The 24307-nt window shown below is 65.7% G+C and carries 26 protein-coding genes; 24 read left to right on the top strand and 2 right to left on the bottom strand.

The window, feature by feature from the left end:
• The first annotated feature begins 2 nt into the window (after positions 1–2).
• From ACLI1P_RS10205 to ndk, 3 genes are read left to right on the top strand one after another with little or no spacing between them, the layout of a single operon-like run.
• The gene (locus ACLI1P_RS10205; protein WP_411708795.1) at positions 3–887 is read left to right on the top strand and encodes an alpha/beta hydrolase; all 885 of its coding nucleotides are present in this window, start codon (positions 3–5) and stop codon (positions 885–887) included.
• A gap of 5 nt (positions 888–892) precedes the next feature.
• Positions 893–1204, top strand: coding sequence for a hypothetical protein (locus ACLI1P_RS10200; protein WP_411708794.1), 312 nt, complete (start codon positions 893–895; stop codon positions 1202–1204).
• A gap of 47 nt (positions 1205–1251) precedes the next feature.
• The gene (gene ndk, locus ACLI1P_RS10195) at positions 1252–1662 is read left to right on the top strand and encodes a nucleoside-diphosphate kinase (protein ID WP_296134871.1); all 411 of its coding nucleotides are present in this window, start codon (positions 1252–1254) and stop codon (positions 1660–1662) included.
• Between the two features lie 89 nt (positions 1663–1751).
• On the opposite strand, the gene ACLI1P_RS10190 is transcribed toward ndk, so the two are convergent.
• A complete protein-coding gene (locus tag ACLI1P_RS10190) occupies positions 1752–2102 on the bottom strand; it encodes a metalloregulator ArsR/SmtB family transcription factor (protein ID WP_408930905.1) in 351 nt (116 codons plus the stop codon).
• 111 nt (positions 2103–2213) lie between these two features.
• Here ACLI1P_RS10190 and arsB point away from each other — a divergent pair, with 111 nt between their 5' ends.
• Positions 2214–3278: an ACR3 family arsenite efflux transporter gene (arsB, locus tag ACLI1P_RS10185; protein WP_411708793.1), complete on the top strand. Its 1065-nt coding sequence runs from the start codon at positions 2214–2216 to the stop codon at positions 3276–3278.
• Here arsB and ACLI1P_RS10180 read toward each other — a convergent pair.
• Positions 3275–4078, bottom strand: a complete 804-nt coding sequence (locus ACLI1P_RS10180; protein ID WP_411708792.1) for a hypothetical protein — start codon at positions 4076–4078, stop codon at positions 3275–3277. The genes arsB and ACLI1P_RS10180 overlap by 4 nt on opposite strands.
• A 165-nt stretch (positions 4079–4243) precedes the next feature.
• Between ACLI1P_RS10180 and ACLI1P_RS10175 the strand changes: the two genes are divergently transcribed.
• From ACLI1P_RS10175 to holA, 20 genes are all read left to right on the top strand, one after another.
• Complete coding sequence (locus ACLI1P_RS10175) at positions 4244–7477, top strand: translation initiation factor IF-2 N-terminal domain-containing protein (RefSeq protein WP_411708791.1); 3234 nt, start codon at positions 4244–4246, stop codon at positions 7475–7477.
• 200 nt (positions 7478–7677) lie between these two features.
• Positions 7678–7983, top strand: coding sequence for a 50S ribosomal protein L21 (gene rplU / locus ACLI1P_RS10170; RefSeq protein ID WP_408930902.1), 306 nt, complete (start codon positions 7678–7680; stop codon positions 7981–7983).
• 44 nt (positions 7984–8027) lie between these two features.
• Positions 8028–8306 (top strand): 50S ribosomal protein L27, encoded by a 279-nt coding sequence (gene rpmA / locus ACLI1P_RS10165; protein ID WP_408930901.1) that lies wholly within the window; start codon positions 8028–8030, stop codon positions 8304–8306.
• Between the two features lie 521 nt (positions 8307–8827).
• Positions 8828–9451 (top strand): hypothetical protein, encoded by a 624-nt coding sequence (locus ACLI1P_RS10160; RefSeq protein ID WP_411708790.1) that lies wholly within the window; start codon positions 8828–8830, stop codon positions 9449–9451.
• A gap of 8 nt (positions 9452–9459) precedes the next feature.
• Positions 9460–10305 carry a hypothetical protein gene (locus tag ACLI1P_RS10155; RefSeq protein ID WP_411708789.1) on the top strand — a complete coding sequence of 282 codons (846 nt, stop codon included), beginning with the start codon at positions 9460–9462 and terminating at the stop codon, positions 10303–10305.
• Positions 10292–11272, top strand: a complete 981-nt coding sequence (locus ACLI1P_RS10150; protein WP_411708788.1) for a LamG-like jellyroll fold domain-containing protein — start codon at positions 10292–10294, stop codon at positions 11270–11272. The genes ACLI1P_RS10155 and ACLI1P_RS10150 overlap by 14 nt, the downstream gene beginning before the upstream one ends.
• Positions 11273–11277: 5 nt before the next feature.
• A complete protein-coding gene (gene obgE / locus ACLI1P_RS10145; RefSeq protein ID WP_411708787.1) occupies positions 11278–12807 on the top strand; it encodes a GTPase ObgE in 1530 nt (509 codons plus the stop codon).
• Between the two features lie 91 nt (positions 12808–12898).
• Complete coding sequence (gene proB / locus ACLI1P_RS10140) at positions 12899–14059, top strand: glutamate 5-kinase (protein WP_373692280.1); 1161 nt, start codon at positions 12899–12901, stop codon at positions 14057–14059.
• Positions 14059–14988 carry a D-isomer specific 2-hydroxyacid dehydrogenase family protein gene (locus ACLI1P_RS10135; protein ID WP_306507595.1) on the top strand — a complete coding sequence of 310 codons (930 nt, stop codon included), beginning with the start codon at positions 14059–14061 and terminating at the stop codon, positions 14986–14988. The genes proB and ACLI1P_RS10135 overlap by 1 nt, the downstream gene beginning before the upstream one ends.
• Before the next feature lie 12 nt (positions 14989–15000).
• Positions 15001–15906, top strand: a complete 906-nt coding sequence (locus tag ACLI1P_RS10130) for a D-isomer specific 2-hydroxyacid dehydrogenase family protein (RefSeq protein ID WP_306507596.1) — start codon at positions 15001–15003, stop codon at positions 15904–15906.
• Positions 15906–16403 carry a DUF1707 domain-containing protein gene (locus ACLI1P_RS10125; RefSeq protein WP_306507597.1) on the top strand — a complete coding sequence of 166 codons (498 nt, stop codon included), beginning with the start codon at positions 15906–15908 and terminating at the stop codon, positions 16401–16403. The genes ACLI1P_RS10130 and ACLI1P_RS10125 overlap by 1 nt, the downstream gene beginning before the upstream one ends.
• A 60-nt stretch (positions 16404–16463) precedes the next feature.
• On the top strand, positions 16464–17732 hold the full coding sequence (locus ACLI1P_RS10120; protein WP_411708786.1) for a glutamate-5-semialdehyde dehydrogenase: 1269 nt from the start codon (positions 16464–16466) through the stop codon (positions 17730–17732).
• Between the two features lie 90 nt (positions 17733–17822).
• Positions 17823–18740, top strand: a complete 918-nt coding sequence (locus tag ACLI1P_RS10115) for a cutinase family protein (protein ID WP_411709717.1) — start codon at positions 17823–17825, stop codon at positions 18738–18740.
• A gap of 20 nt (positions 18741–18760) precedes the next feature.
• On the top strand, positions 18761–19378 hold the full coding sequence (nadD, locus tag ACLI1P_RS10110; RefSeq protein ID WP_296133926.1) for a nicotinate-nucleotide adenylyltransferase: 618 nt from the start codon (positions 18761–18763) through the stop codon (positions 19376–19378).
• Positions 19379–19475: 97 nt separating this feature from the next.
• Positions 19476–19943: a ribosome silencing factor gene (rsfS, locus tag ACLI1P_RS10105; RefSeq protein ID WP_411708785.1), complete on the top strand. Its 468-nt coding sequence runs from the start codon at positions 19476–19478 to the stop codon at positions 19941–19943.
• Positions 19940–20638, top strand: a complete 699-nt coding sequence (locus tag ACLI1P_RS10100; RefSeq protein ID WP_411708784.1) for a histidine phosphatase family protein — start codon at positions 19940–19942, stop codon at positions 20636–20638. Before rsfS ends, ACLI1P_RS10100 begins: the two co-directional genes overlap by 4 nt.
• A complete protein-coding gene (locus ACLI1P_RS10095) occupies positions 20638–21426 on the top strand; it encodes a DegV family protein (RefSeq protein WP_411708783.1) in 789 nt (262 codons plus the stop codon). Before ACLI1P_RS10100 ends, ACLI1P_RS10095 begins: the two co-directional genes overlap by 1 nt.
• Before the next feature lie 75 nt (positions 21427–21501).
• Positions 21502–22107: a helix-hairpin-helix domain-containing protein gene (locus tag ACLI1P_RS10090; protein ID WP_411708782.1), complete on the top strand. Its 606-nt coding sequence runs from the start codon at positions 21502–21504 to the stop codon at positions 22105–22107.
• The gene (locus ACLI1P_RS10085; RefSeq protein WP_411708781.1) at positions 22104–23363 is read left to right on the top strand and encodes a ComEC/Rec2 family competence protein; all 1260 of its coding nucleotides are present in this window, start codon (positions 22104–22106) and stop codon (positions 23361–23363) included. Before ACLI1P_RS10090 ends, ACLI1P_RS10085 begins: the two co-directional genes overlap by 4 nt.
• On the top strand, positions 23360–24307 hold the full coding sequence (gene holA, locus ACLI1P_RS10080; protein WP_411708780.1) for a DNA polymerase III subunit delta: 948 nt from the start codon (positions 23360–23362) through the stop codon (positions 24305–24307). Before ACLI1P_RS10085 ends, holA begins: the two co-directional genes overlap by 4 nt.

Genomic DNA, 24307 nt, shown 5'->3' with positions numbered 1-24307 from the left:
GCGTGTACATTCGACCGGAGCTGCGCGCGGGCGCGGCGGTGATGTCGCTGTTCGATCCCACGCATCCCTTCATCCGCCACGCCGGGCGCGTGGTGCCGGCGTTGCGGCCCGCGCCCTATATCCACGGCGTGCGCACCCGGCGCGTGAAGAATAGGGACATCCACGCCACCATCTACGAGCCGGAGAACCCCCGCGCGGTGGTGCTGTGGATCCACGGCGGAGGTCTGGTCATGGGCCATCCCCGCCAGGACGTCAAGCACCTCAAGGAGACCGCCGCGGAGGTGGGCGTGACGGTGGTAGCACCGCACTATCGTTTCGCCCCGGAGCATCCGTACCCTGCTGCGCTTGACGACGTCCACCGGGCCCACCACTGGCTCCTTAACCATGCGGATGAGCTTGGGGTGCGCGCCGACCGAATCGTCATCGGCGGTCAGAGCGCCGGCGGCGGGTTGGCGGCGGCCCTGTGCCAGCGGCTGCATGACGAGGGCGGGACGCAGCCGGTGGGGCAGTGGCTGTTTTGCCCGATGCTCGATGACCGCGCGGCCTCCACGGAGCGCAACGTCATCTGGGATGCGGATTCCAACGCACGCGCCTGGCGCTTCTACGTTCGTGATAACCCGGACGCGCCGTACGCCGTCCCCGGCCGCCGCGCGGATCTAAGCGGTCTGCCGCCGGCGTGGCTGTATGCCGGCCACAGCGAGCTCTTCTACGGCGAAATCTTGGACTACGCCCAGCGCCTGAGGTCCGCCGGGGTTCCCACCGAGTGCGAGGTCGTCGAAGGTGGCGTGCATGCTTTCGAGCTGTGGGCGCCCTATAGTGCTGCGGCAAAGCGGCTGCTCATGAGTTCCCGCATGTGGCTGGCGCACGTGCTGGACGCGCTAGACTAGCGGGCATGCGCTACCTCCTCTACGGTCTCTCCGCACTCCTGTGCCTCGCCGCGGTCTTTGCCAAGCTCTTCTACGGCGGCTTTGCCCTGCCCTTCGCACTGCTCGTTCCCGCCTTTATCTTCCTCGTGGTGGCCATGCTCAAGCATCAGAGCGAGCAGCGCCCGGTGGAGTTTGAGGACTTGGAGGGCTGGCACAAGGAGGAGCTTCAGGGCCTGCTCAACAACGGCCAGTACGGCACCGCCGTGCGGCAGGTGCAGATGTGGTTCCGCGGAACCAGCCACGAGCGCGCGGAGCGGATTGTGCAGCGCCTCACATAGGAGGGCTTCGCGCGACGCGGCGGGAAGTCTTAGGTAGGCTGTGTCTTATGACTGAACGTACACTCATTCTCATCAAGCCGGATGGCGTCAAGAACGGACACGTGGGCGAGATCATCTCCCGCATCGAGCGCAAGGGCCTCAAGCTGGTGGCCATGGATCTGCGCGTTGCCGACGAGGAGACCGCGAAGAAGCACTACGCCGAGCACGAGGACAAGCCTTTCTTCGGTGACCTCGTCGAATTCATCACCTCTGCGCCGCTGGTTGCCGGCGTTGTCGAGGGCGAGTCCGCTATTGCTGCATGGCGTCAGCTGGCCGGCGGCACCCACCCGGTCGAGAAGGCCACCCCGGGCACCATTCGCGGTGACTTCGCCCTGACCGTGGGCGAGAACGTTGTTCACGGTTCCGACTCCCCGGAGTCCGCTGAGCGCGAGATCTCCATCTGGTTCCCGAACCTGTAAAGAAGTTCGCCGCGCCTTATGCGCAAGAAAGCCCGAGCAGTGAATGATGAACTGCTCGGGCTTTTGTCATTCCTGCTATCGGGTACCGGTTAATCGAATGACAGTAGCGTGCGCAAGGCCGCAAAAGCGTCTTTGTTCACCTGGTGGGTGACGGTGCGGCCGCATTGCTGCTTGGATAGCAGGCCGGCCTCCCGCAGACGTGCTAAGTGGTGGGAGACCGTGGGCTGGCTCAGCGCAGTGAGCTTGGTGAGTTCCGTGACGCTCATTGGCCCGCAGCCTTCCTCGCACAAAATGGACAGCAGACGAAGGCGGGCTGGGTCTGCGAGGACCTTGAATTGCTGCGAAAAATGCATCGCCTCGGCGTCGCTGAGTGGACCCATGCTTAAGGAGCAGCACTCAGTGCCGGGCGCACTGGTCTCGGGCGTGGAAGAGGAAGCCATGTGATCAGTATAGGAGCTATCTTCGCCCCTACGTCATATTGAAGTACATCAATATGTTCTGTACATTGAATGTTCGTATCACGTTCTATTCAAGTTAGAAGGAGGGAAGGCATGGCCGCTCCGCAGCGCCCGACGTTGTCTTTTCTTGACCGATTTTTACCGGTGTGGATTATTCTGGCGATGGCCGCCGGACTGCTCATTGGCCACTTCATTCCCGGAATTGGCCAAGCCCTAGGGGCTGTTGAAGTGGGTGGGATTTCCATCCCGATTGCCATTGGCCTCCTCGTTATGATGTACCCACCTTTGGCCAAGGTCCGCTACGAGAAGACCAAGGAAATTGCCACGGATGGCCGCCTCATGGCGGTATCGCTCGTCCTCAACTGGCTGGTGGGGCCGGCGTTTATGTTTACCCTGGCGTGGCTGTTCTTGGCGGACCAGCCGGAGCTGCGCACCGGCCTCATCATTGTGGGCCTTGCCCGCTGTATCGCCATGGTGCTTGTGTGGTCGGACCTCTCGTGCGCTGACCGCGAGGCAACGGCTGTGCTTGTTGCCCTGAACTCCATCTTCCAGGTCGCTATGTTTGGTGTTCTGGGCTGGTTCTACCTTCGCGTCCTCCCCGGATGGCTGGGCCTGGACACGACGAGCGCTGACTTTTCCTTCTGGGCCATCGTCAAGGCCGTACTCGTCTTCTTGGGCATACCGTTCCTGTTGGGTGCGCTGTCTCGCGTCTGGAGCGAAAAGGTAAAGGGGCGGGAATGGTTTGAGAACCGCTTCCTCCCAGCCGTATCGCCCCTGGCCATGATCGGCCTGTTATACACGATTGTTCTGCTCTTTTCCCTGCAAGGCGAGCACATTGTGGAGCAGCCAGCCACGGTAGCGCGCGTGGCCGTGCCGCTAGTTATCTACTTCGTGGGCATGTTTGTGCTGTCGCTGGGCGTGGCAAAGGCCGTTGGTATGAACTATGCGCAGTCTGCCAGCGTGGCGTTCACCGCAGCAGGAAATAACTTTGAGCTTGCCATTGCGGTATCCATCGGCACCTTCGGAGCGATGTCTGCTCAAGCCCTTGCCGGAACGATTGGTCCCCTCGTTGAGATCCCCGTCCTCGTTGGTCTGGTCTATCTCATGCTGTGGATTGGGCCGAAACTCTTCCCAGGAGATGAGACCCTCCCGTGCTAGCGCCGGCGCGCGGCGTTGATGCTGCGCACCCCGGCCTCTGTGAGAGTGACGTTAAAAGTGCGCTTGCCCTTGCCGTAGATGAGCCCCGATAGCTTCACCACGCCGGCCTTCTGCAGATCCTTGAACTCTTCCTCGAGGCCCTCCTCGTACCCGAGCAGTCGGCCAAGCGCCGGAATAGATACCGTATTGCCCGTAACCGCGCCGGAAGCTACGAGCCCGCTGAGCGGCCCCGGGTGCCTTTCTACCGCGTCCAGGCTCTCCCGCGTTACCCCGTCCAGGCTCTCCTGGTCAGTGATGGCCTGGATGCGGCGCTTGCCCACGCGGAAAGAACTGGTGGCGAATGCCCGGCCGCCCAGGATAAACGCGGGGATAGCAAAGGCGGCGTGGCCGGTGGCCACCAGAATGGGATTCACGGACACGTCTCCGATGATTCCGGTTGTGGCGATGATGTCGGTGATCATCGGGGAGCAGATGGCCAACACCGGCAGGAGGTAGGCCACCAGGGGATAGTCGCCCGCCCGGAACTCTTCTTGGGCGGCCTGCACGAGGGCGGGCCTGCTCCGGAAGATGCGGAACGCTCCGTAGAGCATCACCACGATGAGCACCCCGTAGACCGGCACGCCGTAGGGATACGGGAAGTCTACGGCGCGCAGGCCCGAGGCGATGCCCGCGGGCACGGCAATGGTTACGATGTCCCGCATCGCAATCTCGTTGCGCGCCCGCGCCTGCGCCACGGTGCGCGGCGCAGATTCGCGTCGAGCTGGGGTAGAAGGTGTGTTTGTGCGCTCAACCTCGGACATAGCGGCAATACTAACAAGTGGCCTAAGCTAAAGGTTGTGCGGCGATCGACGGCACAGGTACCTGAAATAAATGAATACGGAAATATAGAGAATTTTTTAAAGTCTCACCACCGTGTGGCGGCAGTCTGCGCCCGGGGTGAGCAGAAGTCAGGAGACAAGCCACGCATGGCATCCAAGAAAAAAGAAGAAGCAGCAACTGAATCGACTGTGGCTGCGGCGGTAGCCAGCATTGACCGCGCTAGCCTCGCGCCCAAGACGCGCCTCTACGCCCTGGCCAAGCAAGTGGGCGTGGCCTCCAAAGAATTGGTGGCGCAGTTCGCACAGATGGGCATCAAGAAGTCCGCGCAGTCATCGCTGACCCCGGAGGAGATTGGCCAGCTTATCGACGCCACAGTGCCTGCCTCCCAGCCCGCAGCCACAACGGCTGCGGATACCGCGGCGGAATCTGACACAGAATCTGACACGGACGCAGAGAATACTGCTGAGCCCGACACGGAGAAGTCCGCGGAGCCGGCAAAGACCACGAAGAAGAAGCGGGCGAAGCGCGCCACCAAGCGCACCGCGAAGGCGGGGAAGAAGGACGGCAAGCCGGCCGAGGCCAAGAACCCCAAGCAGGCTGAGCAGACTGAGCGGGCCGAGCCGCAGCAGCAGGACGAGCCCGCACAGCCGGAGCAGTCCGCACAGTCAGGGCAGCCGGGGCAGCTGAGCGAGGATGAGGAGAAGCTGCGCGAGCGCGTGCGCAAGAACGTCGACAATGAGATCTCCCAGATCGTGGAGAAGGTCGACGCGGAGATGCTGCACGAGGCCCTCGTGGAGGCCGGCGATGACTTCGATGAGGACGAGGTGGCCCCGGTCATCACGCCGATGCCGGTGGACGAGCCGGAGGTCTACGACTACGCCCCGGTCTTCATGGCGCCGCAGGCCACCAGCCCGAAGTCGCGCAAGCGCCGGGACGCGCAGGACGCCGTGGCCGACGACGCGCGTGATGTCGAGGCTGCGGAAGACTACGAGTCCTATGATTCGGCTGACGCGGCACAGGACTCACAGAACGCGAAGGACGAGCCGCGCAGCCGTCGCCGCGGGCGCCGCGGCACCTCGCGCGGCCGCGGAGCGGAGGTCATCCAGGAGCCGAAGGCCATCAAGGGCTCGACCCGCATCGAGGCGCAGCGCCGCCGCCGCGCCGAGTTGCGCGAGAAGGGCCGCGAGCGCCAGCACATCGTCTCCCAGGCGGAGTTCCTGGCCCGCCGCGAGTCCGTGGAGCGCACCATGGTGGTGCGCGATAAGCAGCGCACCGATGGTGCGGGCATCATCACCCAGGTTGGCGTGCTCGAGGATGACCTCCTGGTCGAGCACTTCGTGACCACCGAGTCGCACCCTTCCCAGATCGGCAACATCTACTTGGGCCGCGTCCAAAACGTCTTGCCCTCGATGGAGGCGGCCTTCGTCGACATCGGACAGGGCCGCAACGGCGTGCTGTACGCGGGAGACGTCGACTGGCGCGCGCTGGGCATCGGTGGGCGCGGCCGCAAGATTGAAAACGCCCTGAAATCCGGTGACCAGGTGCTGGTCCAGGTGGCCAAGGACCCCATCGGACACAAGGGTGCGCGCCTGACCACCCAGATTTCGCTGGCCGGCCGCTTCCTGGTCTACGTGCCGGGCGGGCGCAGCGCAGGCATTTCCCGCAAGCTGCCGGTACCGGAGCGCAAGCGCCTCAAGTCAATCCTGGAGCGCGTTATTCCGGGCGATGGCGGGGCCATCATCCGCACCGCGGCGGAGAACGTGCCGGAGGAGGACATCGCCACCGACGTCAACCGCCTGCACTCCCTGTGGGAGGACATCAGCGCCCGCGCCGCGCACGAAAAGGCCACGAAGGGCGCCAAGCCGGTAACGCTGTACGAAGAGCCGGATCTGCTTATCAAGGTCGTGCGTGACCTCTTCAATGAGGACTTCAGCACGCTCGTCGTGGACGGCAAGCGCTCCTACAATACGGTGAGCGCCTACGTGGACTCCATGGCGCACGACTTGGCGGACCGCGTGGTGCGCTACGACGCCCGCGAGCACGGCGGCGAGGACGCCTTCGACGCCTACCGCATCGATGAGCAGCTGCACAAGGCACTTAGCCGCAAGGTATGGCTGCCCTCCGGCGGCACGCTGGTCATCGACCGCACTGAGGCCATGACCGTTATCGACGTCAACACGGGCAAGTTCACCGGTTCCGGCGGCAACCTGGAGGAGACCGTCACGCGCAATAACCTGGAGGCCGCCGAGGAAATCGTGCGCCAGATGCGCCTGCGCGATATGGGCGGCATGATCGTCGTGGACTTCATCGACATGGTCCTGCCGGAAAACCAGGATCTGGTGCTGCGCCGCCTCAAGGAGGCCCTGGGCCGCGACCGCACCCGCCACCAGGTCTCCGAGGTCACCTCTTTGGGCCTGGTGCAGATGACCCGCAAGCGCGTGGGAACCGGCCTGGTCGAAACCTTCTCCACCGAGTGCGAGGCCTGCCATGGCCGCGGCATCATCATCCACGAGTACCCGGTGGACGAGGAGCCGGAGGAGGAGACCGGAAAGCCGCAGCACCGCCGCGGGCGCAAGGAGCGCCGCAAGCCGCAGCGTGATCCGCAGCAGCACCCGACCGCCGTCCACATGCACGAGCATGAGGACGACGAGCACTCCGCGGAGAACCGTGGAGATCGCCGGGCAGAGCGCAGCGCAGACCGCAGTGAGGACACCTCGCTGGAGGATCTCGTGGCCAACGTCGTCGTCGACGACGAGGGTGGCACCCCGGACAGCGCGTCCATCGGCTACGCCGTGGCAGAGAGCCTGGCGCCGAAGAAGTCTCAGCGCGGGCGCAAGCCCCGCCGGGCTGCCCGAACGTCGCGCAAGCAGGACAAGCGCGCGGAGCAGGAGCCGGCACACGAGGCTCCGCAACAGCGTGCGGAGAAGCCTGCTGAGCAGCCGCCGAAGAAGAAGGCAGCGAAGGGTGCTGAAAAGAAGCGCCCGGAGCGCACCTACGAGGAGGCAGTGGAGGAGTTCGAGAAGTCCCCTCGCCGCCGGCGCCGCACCCGCGGCAACTCGCGTTCTGATGTGCGCCCCCGCCCGGAGGACTTCCAGCAGGACGCCGAGCCGACAAAGGCCGAGCCGCAGCAGGCGAAGCCGCAGCATGACCGGAAGGGGCAGCAGGAGGACGCCACCGCGCGCACTGGTCGCCGCCGTGGGCGCCGCCGGGCGGTGCGCAAGACGACGTCGCCAGTCGCGGCCCACGCGGAGCAATCCCGCCGGGACTCTGCTCACGCCAACTCCGGCGACGCCCACGAGAACTCCTCTTCGCGGGGCTCCGGAACCGCGCGCAAGGGTGGACGCGGACGCCGCCGAGTGGCGCGGCGCAGGTCACGCTAGATAGGGCGTTTTGCCTTTTCGCCCCATCGCGGGGTAGTCTTTGACAGTCGCTGTTTAGACCATGAACGCGCTGGACGGGACGGACGCGGTTTACGCACGCCCCTCGCCGCTCACGGTTTAGACGCAATTGTCCAATGTCCATTCGTCGGTGGCGTCACCCAGCCGCTGACGAGCCGAGTTTAGATAAGGGGTAGCCCTCTATGTACGCGATCGTCAAGACCGGCGGAAAGCAGTACAAGGTTGCTGAAGGTGACCTCGTCAAGGTCGAGAAGATCGAGGGTGAGCCGGGTTCCTCCGTGGCTCTCACCCCGGTTCTGCTCGTCGATGGCGCAACCGTCAAGTCGAAGGCAGCTGACCTGGAGAAGGTCTCTGTCTCCGCTGAAATTGTCGAGCAGGGCAAGGGCCCGAAGATCGACATCCTCAAGTACAAGAACAAGACTGGTTACAAGAAGCGTCTGGGCCACCGTCAGCCGGTGACCACGCTGAAGATTACCGGTATCAAGTAAGCCTTAACCGGGCTGTAATTCATCCCTGAAGGAGGGGAAACCACATGGCACACAAGAAGGGTGCTTCCAGCTCCAGCAACGGTCGCGATTCCGAGTCCAAGCGCCTCGGCGTCAAGCGCTTCGGTGGTCAGCAGGTTAAGGCCGGCGAGATCATCGTGCGTCAGCGCGGCACCAAGTTCCACCCGGGTGAGAACGTTGGTCGCGGCGGCGACGATACCCTGTTCGCTCTCGCTGCAGGCTCCGTCGAGTTCGGTACCAAGCGCGGTCGCCGCATGGTGAACATCGTGCCGGCCGAGGAGGTCGCAGCTGAGGCTTCTGCCTAAGCGCACAACCTTTTAAGTCTTCAGTCCCGAGTGCTTCGTGCGCTCGGGACTGTGGCGTTTTCGGGGGTCGGTCGGCGCGCAGGCCGATGCATGTCGTGCAGGAGGGCTTATAGTATACGAGGAGCGCTGTGATGTGCGTCATGTAGGGGCTATGGGCTTATTAGGCTCCACTTAGGCTACGAGGGGAGTCCTCAGCTTTACTCTTGCCAGAGGTGTGGGAATTGTTGGGATTGGGTGTATGCGGGGGTGTGCGTGGGGGAGCGAACATGCGGAAATGGTGCGAAAGGGTGTACTGCATAATCCTTCCGGGTTTCCGCAAAATCCCAGTACACAGCCTTGACGGCGAAATTTTCGCAGATGTAGTATTGCGTTCGGAACAGCGAGCACGCTTCGACACGAAGCCTCCATACCGTCTCTCCACAGTCGCCGTGCGTGAGCCGGACCTCGGCACCGCGCCATCCGCCTAGTGGCTGGCTCGCCCCGCACCCATTACCCTTCCCTTTGTCCTAAGGAGAATCACTATGTCCGCAGAGAACAAGCGCACCCGCACCGGCTGGATCGTCCCGGCCTCCGTCGCCTCTGTTGCCCTCGTTGCCTCCCTGGCAGCAGGCACCCTGGGCGCCTACTCCGCCCAAATCACCAACAGCGGCAACACCGCCGGCTCCGGTGGCCTGACTATGTCGGAGTCCCAGATCGTTGACGGCCAGCCCACCAACACCCACAACACCGCCGAGGGTAAGAACAACACCATCTCCGTCTCTGACATCAACAAGTACGGCGGAAACCTGAAGATGGTCCCGGGTGATACCACGACCACCACCGTGCAGTTCAAGAACACCGGCTCGGTCGACGCTACCGCCTTTACCCTCAACTTCGGTGACTGCACGGTCACCGGCCAGGACGTCGGCGAGAACAGCCTCTGCGACGTCCTGCAGGTCACCGTGAAGACCGGTGGCACCACCACCCTGACGGAGAACACCACCCCGACCGCCCTGGCCGGCAAGTCCTTCGACATCGCGGAGCCCATGGCGGTTGACGCGACGAAGGATTTCGACATCACCGTCACCCTGCCGGAGGGGACTACTGACACCTCGATCATGGATCAGCAGATCTCCCAGAACCTGGTGTGGACCCTGTCCGCCTAAGGGCGTCGATGAACCAACACCGCCGAAGCCTAGCAATTGGCGCGGCAGCGGTGGCCCTCGTCCTCGCACTCGCGTGCGGTGCGGCGTGGTGGGCGGGCGTGCGGGCGCACGTCCTGACCACTCCGTCGATGGGCACTGAGCTACCCGTCGGCTCGTTGGCGGTCACTGCCCCGGCTACCATTGCGGACGTCGAGGTGGGGGACACCGTCACCGTGCGGGACGGGGAGCGGACGCGGACCCATGAGGTCGTCGAGAAGCTGGGCAATTCCGCCATCACCCAGGGCGTGCTCAACGGCGCCCCCGACGCCCAGCCGGCGACGGATGAGTCCCTCGTAGGCAAGGTCATCTTTTCCTGCCCGGCGCTGGGCTGGGGAATCCGGCTGGCCGGCTGCATGGCCGTGGGCTGGCTCGTGATGCTGCTGGCCGCCTCCCGGATCGAGGACGAGCTGCACCGCCGCCGCTACCGCAACACCGGTGCATTCCTGGGGCTGGCCTGCGGGATAATCCTGCTGCGGCCGCTTTTGGGCGCCTACCTTCTGGGGATGGAGGTCAATGGTTCGGGGCAGGAGGCTTATGCCCGCGCACACGTGGTCTCCACCGGCCTGCTCCCCGTGCACGTCGTCCCTATCGGCGAGGGCGGGGGAGAGGACTCCGCAGTGATGAGCCCCACCGGCACGGATTCCTTCGCCATCGATTCCGCACCGAACGAGGAGGGCGACTTCGTCTTCCGCCCCCTTCCCGTCCTCACGTGGCCGTGGGCGCTGGCGCTGTTAGCGCTGGTGGCCTCACCCTTCGCGTGGTTCTATGCCCAGTACCGTCGAGCCTTGAGGGAGGACTCTCATGCCCAAGAATGAGCGCCTGCCGCTGGCTTTCACCGCGGTGCTGGTGGCCATCCTCGCGGTGCTGGGCCTTACCCTGCGGCCCACCCTGGGCAGCTGGAGCGCCCAGGTGACCAACTCCGCGAACTCCGCCGGCACCGCGAAAGGCGAGCTGGTGAGAACGTGTTACGACGAGATGCAGCGTTCCACTGAGGACTACGGCGGCTACCTCTACCACTTCCATACGCCTTTTGCGCGGGCCACGAATGACTCACTGGATAAAACGACGTGGGCGGCCACAAACGGTACCGCGATCAAGCCCAACCAGACGTGGAACGTGGACACCAGCCAGCAGGCCCCGACGGAGCCCTGCGTAGGGGTCACGGGACACGCATACCTCAAGGGCGGCAACGCGACGACAGGTGGAGCGATCCAGAGTGGTTTGTCGTCGACGCGCACGACTATCAACACCACCCAGACACCGGTGACCATGCCCACGCAGTTCACCACGGAGACGTGGGTGCGCACGTCGCAAGCGCAGGGCACCATCGTGGTGAACTCGATTTTTGGTAACTACGACCGCCCGGTGTGGCGTGTGCAGGTGCTTGGCGACGGCACCGTGGCCTTCCAAGTCCGCAAAGCCCCGCTCGGCACGGACTTGGTCTACGACCAGGTACGAAGCTACAGCCGCATTGACGATGGCGAGTGGCACCAGGTGGTGACGACGTGGGATTTCACCACCAAGGAGATGTCCATCGCCATCGACGGTGACTTCGAGGCGGCGAAGGTCTCTAAATCTGACCTGTACCGCTTCACCGGCGCCAACGAGGGTTACATCCGGTACGGCTACACCGGCGGTAACAACAACTGGCCGGCGACAAGCCCCGATAACTTCCTGGGGTACATGTCCTTCGCGGCGGTCTATCCCACGATTCTTTCGGCACAGGATGTGGCGCGGCACTGGGAGGCACGCGAAGGTGTCAGAGGCTGGACGGTACACTAGCCGTCATGGCACGTTTCATTGATCGAGTGGTTCTGCACCTGCAGGCAGGCGACGGCGGCCACGGCTGCGCGTCCGTCCACCGTGAGAAGTTTAAGCCGCTGGGCGGCCCCGATGGCGGCAACGGCGGGCACGGTGGAGACATCCTGCTGGAGGTTTCCACCCAGATCCACACCCTCATGGACTTCCACTACCGCCCGCACCTGAAGTCCGGGCGCGGCGGCAACGGCGCGGGAGATTGGCGCAACGGCGCCCGCGGCGAAGACCTTATTCTCGAGGTCCCGGCCGGCACCGTGGTCTACACCGAGGACGGCGAGATGCTCGCCGATCTCACCGTGCCGGGCACCCGCTTCGTCGCCGCCGAGGGCGGCTTCGGCGGCTTGGGCAACGCCGCGCTGGCGTCGGCCGCCCGCAAGGCCCCGGGGTTTGCGCTGCAGGGCGAGCCGGGCGAGGCCCGCGAGCTGGTCCTAGAACTCAAGTCCATGGCAGACGTTGGCCTGGTGGGCTTCCCCTCGGCAGGCAAGTCCTCGCTGATTTCCGTGCTATCGGCGGCCAAGCCGAAGATCGGTGACTACCCGTTTACCACCCTCCAGCCCAACCTTGGCGTGGTGGACATGGGCTACGAGTCCTTCACCATGGCTGACGTGCCGGGCCTCATCCCGGGCGCGGCCGAGGGCAGGGGCCTGGGCCTGGACTTCCTGCGCCACATCGAGCGCACCGCGGTTCTCGCCCACGTGGTGGACACCGCGTCCATCGAGCCGGGGCGCGACCCGCTATCGGACGTCGAGGCGCTGGAGAACGAGCTGGCCAAGTACCAGGACCTGCTGGATCAGGACACCGGCCTGGGGGACCTGCGGGAGCGCCCGCGCGTCATCATCCTCAACAAGGCGGACGTGCCCGAGGCCGAAGAGCTCGCGGAGTTCGTGAAGGGTGACCTGGAGGAGAAGTACGGCTGGCCGGTCTTCATCATCTCCGCGGTGGCCCGCAAGGGCCTGGACCCGCTGAAGTACAAGCTCATGGAGATGGTGAAGGAACACCGCAAGGCCCAGCCGAAGGTCAAGGCGGACAAGAACCACACCATCATCCAGCCCAAGGCCGTGGGCAAGAAAAAGAAGGGGTCCTTCGCGGACTTCACCGTCACCCGTGACCCGGAGGTGGAGGGCGGCTTCATCGTCGAGGGCGACAAGATCGACCGCTGGATCCGCCAGACCGACTTCGAAAACGACGAGGCCGTGGGCTACCTGGCGGACCGCCTGGCCAAGGCGGGTGTGGAGGACGAGCTGCACCGCATGGGCGCCGAAATCGGCTGCCCGGTCACCATCGGGGACATTACTTTCGAGTACGAACCGATGGCGGGCGGTCGCGCGACCGACGCGGGCCGCGGCCAGGACGGCCGCCTCATGAGCACCGAGCGCGTCTCTGCGGCTGAGCGCAAGCGCGCCTCCCAGGCGCGCCGCGGCTTGGTGGATGAGTTCGACTACGGCACGGACGAAGAGGTCACCCGCGAGTCTGCAAACCGGGATCGCTGGCAGGGTTAGGCCGGTATACTGCGCTGGTATGTCATCCGAACACGACAACCAGCCCGACTATCCTCTCCCTCTCGAACCTTTCGAGGGGCCGACCCCGGACATGGACTACCCGGCCACCCCGCCACTGTCTGACAAGTCCAGCGGTTTCTCCTCGCCGCTGCGTGAGCAGATTTCGAAGGCCAAGCGCATTGTCATCAAGATCGGTTCCTCCTCCCTGACGCGGGATGACTTCGTGACCTCGACGGAGAAGATCGACAAGATTGTGGACGCGGTCTGCGCCCGCATGAATGTTTCGGACATCATCATCGTTTCCTCCGGTGCGGTGGCCGCGGGCATGGGCCCGCTGGGCCTGAACCACCGCCCGAACGACCTGGCTACCAAGCAGGCCGCCGCCGCGGTGGGGCAGGTCCACCTGGCCTACGAGTGGGGCACGTCTTTTGCCCGCTACAACCGCACCATCGGTCAGGTGCTGCTGACTGCCTCGGACTTTGGCCAGCGCGATCGCGCCCGCAACGCCCAGCGCACCATTGACCGCCTGCGCCAGCTGCGCACGGTGCCCATCGTCAACGAGAACGACACCGTGGCCACCTCAGAGATGCATTTCGGCGACAACGATCGCCTCTCTGCCCTGGTGGCCAATCTGGTGAGCGCCGATGCGCTGTTCCTATTCTCCGACGTGGACGGTCTTTACGACAAGAACCCGGCGGAGCCGGACGCGAAGTTCGTGGAGGAGGTGCGCACCGGTAAGGACCTCAAGGCGGTCGTGGCCGGTGACGGCGGCAAGGTAGGCACCGGTGGCATGGCCACGAAGGTGTCCGCCGCCCGCCTGGCCACCCGCGGCGGCATCCCGGTGCTGTTGACCTCGACGGACAACATTGGGCAGGCGCTGGACGACGCCTCAGTGGGCACCGTCTTCCACACCCGCGAAGAGCGCCACCTGTCCGCCTGGAAGTTCTGGGCACTGTACTGCGCGGACGCCGGCGGCTCGCTGCGCTTGGACGAGGGGGCGATGGAGGCCGTCGTGCGCGGCGGAAACTCGCTGCTGGCGATTGGCCTGACCGATATCAAGGGCGAGTTCAACGCCGGCGAGATCGTGGATATCATGGGCCCGAAGGGCCAGGTCATTGGCCGCGGCGAGGTGGGCTATGACTCCACCACGCTGCGTCGCCTCATGGGCAAGCACACCGATGAGCTCCCGGAGGAGCTGCGCCGCCCGGTGGTCCACGCCGACTACCTGTCTAACTTCGCCTCCCGCGTCTGATGCGCTACTACATGGGCCCTGAAGAGTGGGCACCCACGGCCAAGGACATTGAGGCTGCCGGCCACGAGCGTGTGGACAGCCTGGCGGAGGCAGAGGTCTTCGTCAACACCTCCTCCGATCCGGCTGCGGTGCCGGACCTGCCGGAAAACATCCAGTGGGTGCAGTACTGCTTCACCGGGGTCAACCACCTCATCGAGGCCGGGCACATCCGGGAAGGCGGGGTGCCGTGGTGCAACTCCGCCGGCGCGTTTGCCAAGCCGGTGGCGGAGTCGGCGTTGGGGCTTCTTTTGTCCCAGGCGCATCACCACAAGGCCTTTGCGCTGGCGAAGACCTGGGACGTAGCTCACGAGCTGGATCAGTCCCAGGCCTGGCTCTATGACCAGCAGGGGCCGAAGCGTGTGGTGATCGTGGGCGCGGGTGGCATCGGCAAGCAGCTCATGGCCTACCTCAAGCCTTTCGGTGTGCACATCACGGCGGTCAACCGCTCCGGCCGCACGGTGGAGGGCGCGGACGTGACCTTGCCCATTGAGCGCGCCAGCGAGGTCTGGGGCGAGGCCGATTTTGTGGTGAGCATCCTGCCGGCGACGGCGGCGACGGAGCATTTCTTCGACGCCGAGATCTTCCGCGCCATGAAAGACTCCGCGGTCTTCGTCAACGTCGGCCGCGGCAGCACGGTGGTCACCGATGACCTGGTGCAGGCCCTGCGCGAGGGGCAGATCGCCGGCGCCGGCCTGGAGGTCATGGACCCGGAGCCGCTGCCGGATGGGCACCCGCTCTATGACTTGCCCAACGCCACGCTCACGCCGCACATGGCGGCGTCCTTCCAGGTGGCCCAGCACTATATGGGTGCTATCTTTAGCGCCAACGCTGCCGCGTGGGAGCGCGGCGAGGACATGCCCACGCGCGTCGATCCGGACGCCGGATACTAATGGAGGAAGTGCATGAAGTACGCCATTGAACCGAAGCCCTGGGAGGAGACCATCGCGGTGCTCGACGCTGCGGGGTTCGAGCGCGCCGCGCTTGCCGACGCCTCCTTCCTCATCTACACCGGCGACGGCACCGACTTCCCGGATCCCCTACCGGAGAACATCGGCTTCGTGCAGATTCCGTCCGCGGGCGTGGACCACGTGCTCGACGCCATGCAGGGGACTGAAGTCCCGTGGTCGAATGCGGCCGGCGTCTACGACAACACGGTGGCCGAATCCACCATCGCGCTACTCCTGGCGCAGCTGCACGCTCACCGCCGCGTCAACGGCACCTTTGAGTCCTACTCCGACATGGAGGCCCACACCTCTTACCTGTACGAGGACAAGACGGTGGCCATCATTGGCGCCGGTGGCATTGGCAAGCGGCTCATCACCATGCTCTCCGGCTTTGGACCACGCATCATCGCGGTCAACCGCTCCGGCAACCCGGTCGCTGGCGCGGACGAGACCTATCCCATTGCCGAGGTGGAGAAGGTGTGGCCAAAGGCTGACTACTTCGTCCTCATCGCCCCGCTAACCCCGGAAACCCGCCACATGGTGGACGCGGAGGCCTTTAAGCAGATGCCGGACCACGCCGTCGTCGTCAACGTCGGCCGCGGCCCGCTCATCAACACCGAGGACCTGGTGGAGGCGCTCAACTCCGGGCAGATTGCTGGCGCGGCGCTCGACGTCACCGACCCGGAACCGCTGCCGGAGGACCACCCGCTGTGGCAGGACAAGCGCGTGGTCATCACCCCGCACATTGCTAATACGCAGCGCTCCGTGCGCGAGAAGATTGGTGCGCACACCATCAAGGTCGCGCAGGCTTTTGCAGCGGGGGAGGAGCTGCCCACGCGCGTGGACCCGAAGGCGGGGTATTAATGGAGAACCCAGACATCCGCGTTGGTGATGCTGAGCGTTCTGAGGCCTTGGAGCAGCTGAGCCAGCACTTCGTCAACGGCGTGCTGGCACCTGATGAGTTCGAGCAGCGTACCGGCAAGGCCGCGGTGGCGCGTACCCGCGGGGATGTGGCACAGCTCTTTAAGGATCTGCCGGAGCTTTCCACTCCGCTCGCAGAGGCGCCCGCTACCGGGCATGAAGCAGAGCTGGAGGATATGCTCTCCCGCGGGCATAAGGTCAAGGTAGCTGATTCGGTCATTTGGACCGTCGCGATGACCTTTTTCTTCTTAGGAATCATCGTCTTTGACTGGACCTACTTCTGGCTTGCGCCACTTACCGGATTCGCTATGTCGATGGCGGTGCGGCAGGTGTTGAAATTCAGCGATTCGGACGAAAAGCTCTACGAGGAGCTCTCTGAAAACGAGAGCGCCGAGCGTCTACGCGCCGCAGCTGCGCGCCGTCGGGAACTCGGCGCCTAAAACGCTCATACCTGGAAAAATCCCTGACAAGCCGGGCCAGGTTCCGTACGCTGGTATGACATGAGCAACACCGAACGTGAGCAAGTTCTGTCCAAAGCCCGCGCCGCCAAGGCGGTGGCGCCGCAGTTCGCGCAGCTGCCCACCCCGCGCAAGAATGAGATCCTCAACCGTGCCGCGGACATCCTCATCGCGCACACCGAGGACATCCTTGCTGCCAACCAGCGCGATATTGAAGCCGGCCGTGCTAATGGCATGTCCGAGTCCCTCATTGACCGCCTCTCACTTGATGCCGCCCGCATCGAGGGCATTGCCGGCGGCCTGCGCCAGGTGGCCTCCCTCCAGGACCCGGTGGGGGAGATTCTCCAGGGCCGCACCATGGACAACGGCATCCAGATGAAGCAGGTCCGCGTGCCGCTCGGCGTGATGGGCATGGTCTACGAGGCCCGCCCCAACGTCACCGTGGATGCCTTCGGCCTGGCGCTGAAGTCCGGCAACGTGCCGCTGCTGCGCGGCTCCAAGTCCGCGAAGAATTCCAACGCCCAGCTCGTCGAGCTGCTGCAGGACACCCTCGTGGAGTTTGATCTTCCGCGCGAGGGGGTGCAGCTGTTGCCCTGTGAGACGCACGACTCCGTCCAGGATCTCATCACCGCCCGCGGCCTGGTGGACCTGGTGATCCCGCGCGGCGGCGCCCGCCTCATCAATGCCGTGGTGGAAAACGCCACGGTTCCCGCCATCGAGACCGGCACCGGCAACTGCCACTTCTACGTGGACGCTTCGGCCGACCTGGACAAGGCCATTGACATGGTCGTCAACGGCAAGACCCGGCGTACCTCCGTGTGTAATTCCACCGAGTGTGTGCTCATTGACGCCGCGCTTGACGACGCTTCCAAGCTCCGCATCATCACCTCCCTCCAGGAGGCAGGGGTTACCATCCACGGCACCGTGAAGGAACTCGAAGCCTTCGGTGTGCAGGATGCAGTGGAAGCCACCGACGACGAGTGGCGCGAGGAATTCCTCTCCATGGATATCTGCGCCAAGGTGGTCGACGGCGTCGACGGCGCCATTGCCCACATCACCGAGTACACCACCGGCCACACCGAGGCCATTGCGGCCCAGGATGCTGACGTGCTGCTCACCTTTGCCAATCAGGTCGATGCCGCAGCGGTCATGCTCAACGCCTCCACCGCGTTCACGGACGGAGAGGTCTACGGCATGGGCGCAGAAATCGGCATCTCCACCCAGAAGCTGCATGCCCGCGGCCCGATGGCGCTGCCGGAGCTCACATCCACCAAGTGGATCCTGCAGGGCACCGGCCAGACTCGCCCCTAAGCAGGGCAGCGGGGGCAGTTGTGGGGGTTGTGGTGCGCAGACGCGGTGCACTGGGTAGTGTGTAGCGCGGTAATAAAAACAGAATGATTGGTGAACCTCCCCGTGCTGTCCCGCCTCGCTTCCACCGCCGCCGCAGCTGTCGTTGCTGCCGCCGCCGTGTTTATCCCCCAGACCGTCTCCGCGCCCGCCGCGCAGGCAGACGAGCAGTGCCCCGCAGTGGTTTTCGTGGCCGCCCGCGGCTCCGGCCAGAATGACAAGATCTACCCCACGCAGTATTCCAACCAGGGCGGCCGCGCCTCCAACGGCTGGGAGGCGGAGTCCATCCGCATGATGCTGCAGAACACCGAGGCTCGCTACCAGGCCACCCACGGCGGCAACTCGGTAATGAAGGACGTCTACGTGCTGGGCCTGGAGCCCAAGTACTACCCGGCCACCAACCCGGAGTACACCGTGCCGAACGTGGCGCTGCCCACCACCGCCGCCCAGGTCTTGGGCCTGGTGCTGCAGTACGCCCAGCCGGCGATTGGCACCGCGGTGTCTGCCGTGGACCAGTTCTCCCACTCCGTGGAGACCGGCCGCCGGGGCGTGATGAGCGCCATCAATGACTACGAGGCAGGCACTGGCTGCCACCCGCAGTACATCCTGTCCGGCTTCTCCCAGGGCGCGATGGTCATTGCCAACCACGAGGCGGAGCTGGCTCTCCGCGGCCAGCTCGCCGGCGTGGTGACCTTCGGCGACCCGCTGACCCGCAGGAACGACCCGTCCGTCGTGGGAAATACCCAGGGCGCGGGCGGCCCGTTGGGCTTCATGCCCTACCCGCGCGCCACGGCGAACCGCGTGAACTACTGCCTGCCTGCCGACGGCGTCTGTGACCTCTCCGTCAACAACCTGTACTCCGCAGCGCCCAGCGGTGGCTCCCACAGCCACTACTTCTTCCGCGCCTACCCGTGGGATAACCAGGTCTATGACGCCATCGGCCGCTTCGTCGATGGGGTGCGCTTCCGCTAAGCCGTCTATACTCACCACCCATGACTAGTCCGCAACGCATCGGAATCATGGGTGGCACCTTTGACCCCATCCACAACGGCCACCTCGTGGCAGCCAGCGAGGCCGCCCACCGCTTCCGCCTCGACACGGTGGTGTTCGTGCCTACCGGTCAGCCTTGGCAGAAGGCCCACAAGCAGGTCACCGCCGCCGAGCACCGCTACCTCATGACCATGGTGGCCACCGCGTCCAACCCGCGGTTTACCGTCTCCCGCGTCGACATCGACCGTGAGGGACCGACCTACACCATCGACACGCTGCGGGATCTGCGCGCCGTCTTCCCCGACGCGGAGCTGTACTTCATCACCGGCGCGGACTCGCTGGCCTCCATCATGAGCTGGCGAGACTGGGAGGAGATGCTGGAGATGGCGCACTTCGTCGGTGTGACCCGCCCCGGCTACGAGCTCACCAAGGATATGCTGCCGCAGGACTCGCAGGACGACATCGAGCTCATCGATATCCCCGCCATGGCCATTTCCTCCACGGACTGCCGCGCCCGCGCGGAGCAGGGCCAACCGGTGTGGTACCTCGTGCCGGACGGCGTGGTGCAATACATTGCCAAGAACCACCTGTATAGCCCGCGCCCAGAAAAGCCGCTCTGATCGCCCTTTCCCCATTCTGAATAGGAAAACTCGCAGTAACGTGTAAGACTAGAGTCCTTAAAGTTGTCCGCATCCAACGCGTTGTATAGGGATTGTCATGTCGATTACTGATGAAGCACGCCAGATGGCGGAGACCGCCGCCCTGGCGGCCAACGAGAAGCTGGCCACCAACATTGCCGCTATCGACGTCTCCGACGTGCTCGCCATCACCGAGGTCTTTGTCCTGGCCTCCGCCGATACCGAGCGCCAGGTGGCGTCCATCGTCAATGAAGTAGAGGACGAGCTGACCAAGCAGGGCTTCGAACCCAAGCGCCGCGAGGGCAACCGCGAAAACCGCTGGGTACTGCTGGACTACGGCCCCATCGTGGTCCACGTGCAGCGCAACGACCAGCGCGAGTTCTACGGCCTCGACCGCCTCTACCACGACTGCCCGCTGCTGGACATCCCGGGCCTTGAGACCCCGGAGCGCCCGGGAGAGTGGGCCAACGAGGTCAACTTGCGCGAGGTCGAGTCCATCGACGAGATCCCGCTGGCTCAGGCGGAGCCGGAAGACGACGAATTATGACCCGCCGCCTCCTGCTCATCCGGCACGGCCAAACCACGTATAACGCCACCGGCCGGATGCAAGGCCACCTCGACACCGAACTGTCGGAGGTCGGCTACGCCCAGGCCCGCGCCGCCGCGGACCTGCTGGAGGACAAGGACATCACCGCCATCGTGGCCTCCGACCTCACCCGGGCTCGCACCACCGCGGACATTATTGGTGAGCGGTTGGGGATCCCGGTAGACGTCGATAAGCGCCTGCGCGAAACCCACCTCGGCGACTGGCAGGGCATGACCTCCGCCGAGGTTGACGAACAGTTCCCCGGCGCGCGTGCGCTGTGGCGCCACGATCCCACCTGGGCACCGCCGCACGGCGAGAGCCGCGTGGACGTGGCCAACCGTGCGCGCCCCGTCATCGACGAGCTCATGCGCGACCACCCCGAGTGGGACAACGGCGCGGTGCTCGTCGTCGCCCACGGCGGCGCCATCTCGGCGCTGACCTGCCACCTGCTGGGCCTGGAGCACCACCAGTACGGCATCCTGTCCGGACTGAAGAATACGCACTGGTCGCAGCTGACCGCCCGCCCCGAATTCGACGCTGCGCGCCCCCTGTCGCCGCTGGCATTTACCCCAGAGAACGTGGACCGCGCGCAGTGGTACTTCGACGGCTGGAACATGGGCGGCCACGTCGTCGGCGGCGCAGGGGCGGACGTCTAGTGATTCGCGTCGTCACCGATTCCGCGGCGGGCCTGCCGGCGGACATCGTGGAGGAGCTCGGCATCAGCGTGGTGGACCTCCACGTGATGGAAAGCCACGGCAAGGACGGCGCGGAGCTATCCACCTCGGGGCTGACCTCCCTGGAGCTGGCCGCCCTGTACGGCCGGGAGATGGAGCGCTCCGGTGACGACGGCGTGCTGGCCATCCACCTGTCGAAGGAATTGTCCTCCACGTGGTCGGCGGCCGTGACCGCCTCCGGGGTCTTCCCGGATACCGTGCGCGTCATCGACTCCGGCACCGCCGGCATGGCCATGGGCGCGGCGGCGATGGCGGCGGCGAAGCTGGCCCAGGAGGGCGCTGACCTGCAGGAGTGCTACGCCGCCGCCGTGGATACCCTGGAGCGCGGGCACACGTGGGTCTACCTCAACTCGACGGAGGACCTCCGCCGCTCCGGGCGCCTCTCCGCGGCCACCGCGATGCTGTCCACGGCCCTGCTGGCCACCAAGCCCATCATGTCGGTGGAGGGCGGCAAGCTGGAGTTGGTGGGCAAGACCCGCACGCAGACCAAGGCGTTTACCAAGCTGGTGGACTTGGTGGCCTCCCGGGCGCAGGGCCAACCGGCCTTCGTGGTGGTGCAGTACAACCAGGACGAGGTGGCCGCACGCCGCCTGGAGGACTTGTTGCGCCTGGCGCTGCCGGATTCTTCCTTCCTCCGCGTGGAGCTGACCAGCGTGCTGTCCGTGCACGTCGGGCCTGGCGCTATCGGGGTATCCGTCGTCTTTAGTTGACGCCTTCACCAAGTTATCCACAGGCGGGCGCGGTGTGTGTCGCGGTCGGTGGGTGCCGTGCGTAGCGTCGCGGGCATGAACGCCATTGCTGACCGCCTCCGTGACCTCGCCCGCCCCACAGGTGAGGAAGACCTGCTCAACGTCGACTACCCGCGCCCGCGTGTGCGGATCCCGCCCTGGCTCGCGCTCGTGGTGGTGGGGCTCGCGGGCGCGGGCCTGCTGGTGTGGCTGGGCGGGACGAGTACGCCCAACCCCTACGAGGTCGAGGCCGTGAGCAGCGAGGCGCCGGCGGACATAGTGGTCGCGGTGGTGGGGGAGGTGGAGAACCCGGGGTTGGTCACGCTAGCACCCGGCGCGCGCGTCAACGACGCCTTGGAGCAGGCGCGGCCCAAGGTGCCCACAGACGGGCTCAACCTGGCGCAGAAGCTTAACGACGGCGAACAGCTCACCGTCGGCGCCCCTGAAGAGCCCGGCGGGGCGCCTGCCGACGAGACGGTCTCCCTGAGCAGCGCCACGGCCGAGGAACTCACCGCGCTCCCGGGCATCGGGCCGGCGACGGCGGCGGCGATTATCGCCCACCGCGAGGAGGCCGGCGCGTTCACCTCGGTAGAGCAGCTCATGGACGTCTCCGGGATTGGCCCGGCTAAGTTCGAGAAGCTCAAGGACTCGGTCCGGCCGTGAGGGAGCTGCGGCTGGTGCCCGCCGCGGCGGTGGCGTGGGCTGCCACCCTGGCGGTTCTGCTGGGGCACCCATGGCTCGTGGCGGGCCTGGTCGTCGTGGTGAGCTGGGCCTTTCTGCGCGCGGACCACCGCGGGCAGGCAGTCCTCTGTGCGGCCAGCGCAGCGCTCTTCGCCACGCTGGCTGCGGTGCGCTCCCAGCGCGCCGAGCGCTTCCACTTCGGCGCCGAGGTCACCGGCCGCCTTACTGCCGACCCCACCCAGACCACCTCCGGGTGGATGGTGCGCCTGAGCGTGCCGGGATACCCGGCGCAGCTGCCGGTCTTCCTCACCGAGCGCCCGGACGCCTTCGCCGGCTCGCTCGTCACCGTTACCGGGCGCCCCGGGCCCGCGGACCGTCCCGGGGTGGGGGATACCGTCTTCAGCGGGGAGCTCGTGGCCCACTCCCACAGCTGGACGGCCGGGGTGGCAGAAAGGTTCCGCGCCATCTGCGATAACGGCCTCATCCCCGGCATGGTGCTGGGGGATACCAGCCTGCAAAGCCCGGAGGACAAGCAGCTCTACGTTGATACGGGGCTGTCGCACCTGAGTGCGGTGTCGGGATCCAACGTGGCGATTGTGTGCACCGTGGCGGCGCTGCTGGTGCGGGGGCCGCGGGCGCGGGTGGCGGCGTCGGCAAGCGCGTTGGCGTTGTACGTCTCCCTGGTGGGGTGGGAGCCCTCCGTGCAGCGCGCCACCGTGGCCGGTGCGGTGGGGCTGCTGGCGGTGCTCAACTCCTCCAGGATGGAACCGCTCCACGCGCTCAGCCTCGGGGCCCTGGCGCTGCTCGCCCTGGACAGCGACCTGGCCGTCAACTACGGCTTCGCCCTCTCCGTGGCGGCCACCGCCGGCATCGTCGCACTCATGCCGCTGCTGCTGCGCGCGCTGGGAACCGGCATCCTCGCGCGGGCGGTGGCGGTGGCCATCGCCGCGGACATCGTCACCATGCCGCTCATTGCCCTGATGACCGGGCGCATCTCCGTCGTCTCCGTCGTGGCCAACGTGCTCGTCGCCCCCGTCGTCCCCGTGATCACGGTGGTGGGCCTTGTCGCCGCGGCATTTGCACAGGTGGGGTGGGGCCGCCCGCTGGTGATGCTCATCGAGCCGCTGGCGGACTGGATCCACGCGGTGGCTGCCGCCATGCCGATTACCACGGTGGAGGCCGGGCCCGTGGCCGTGCTGCTGTTCGGCGGGTGGGTCGTAGCGGCGTTGCTAAGATGACTGGCATGTCTTCAGTCCCCGTGCACCTCATCCTCGGCGATGACGAGTTTTTGGCCGAACGCGCCCGCCTCTCCGTCCAACACGGCGAGGTCACCAAGCTCAAGGCCTCCGAGGTCAGCGAGGGCGAAATCCTGGAGGCCACCAGCCCCAGCCTGTTCGGGGACGAGCGCTGCATCGTCATCAGTGACGTGGAGAAGGCGGGCAAAGAGGTCACACGCATTCTGCTCGACGCCTGCGTGAGCCCCATGCCCGGCATCACCCTGGTGCTGCTGTACTCCGTGACGGCGAAGACGCTGAAGAAAAAGAAGAAGCCGCCGGAGCTCATCGCCGCGCTACGCAAGACCGCCCAGGTCCACGAGGTCTTTTCACTGTACTCTAACGAGCTCGCCCCCTGGGCCACGCGCGAGTTCGCCTCCCACGGCGTGCGGCCGACCCCGGACGTGGTGCAGGCGCTTCTCGACGGCGTCGGTTCCGACCTCCGCGAACTCGCCTCCGCCATCTCGCAGCTCGTCTTCGACACCGGCGGCAACGTCACCCGGGAGGCCGTGCACCAGTACTACGTGGGCGTGGCGGAGGTGGCCAACTGGGACATCGCGGACGCGGCGGTGGCCGGCAAGGTGGAGGCGGCGGTCTCCACGTGCCGCCGCGCCCTGCAGCTGGGCGCGAGCCCCGTGGCCATCGCCTCGGCGCTGGCGAACAAGGTGGGCAACATCGCCCGGCTCTACAGCGCGCGCGGGGACCAGTACTCCCTGGCCGCGCAAGCAGGCATGGCGCCGTACGCGGTCAAGCTCACCCAGCCGGTGGCGCGCCGCTGGTCGGGAGACAACCTCACCAAGGCCGTCATCCTCATGGCGGAGCTCGACGGCGCGGTCAAAGGCCAAGGTGGCGACGAGGAATTCGCGGTAGAGGCTGCTGTGCGTCGGGTGGCGGAACTGGCGCGCTAA

The organism is Corynebacterium tardum (assembly GCF_046717785.1).
Lineage (GTDB): Bacteria > Actinomycetota > Actinomycetes > Mycobacteriales > Mycobacteriaceae > Corynebacterium.
This window is presented reverse-complemented; position numbering and strand designations above follow the sequence as displayed.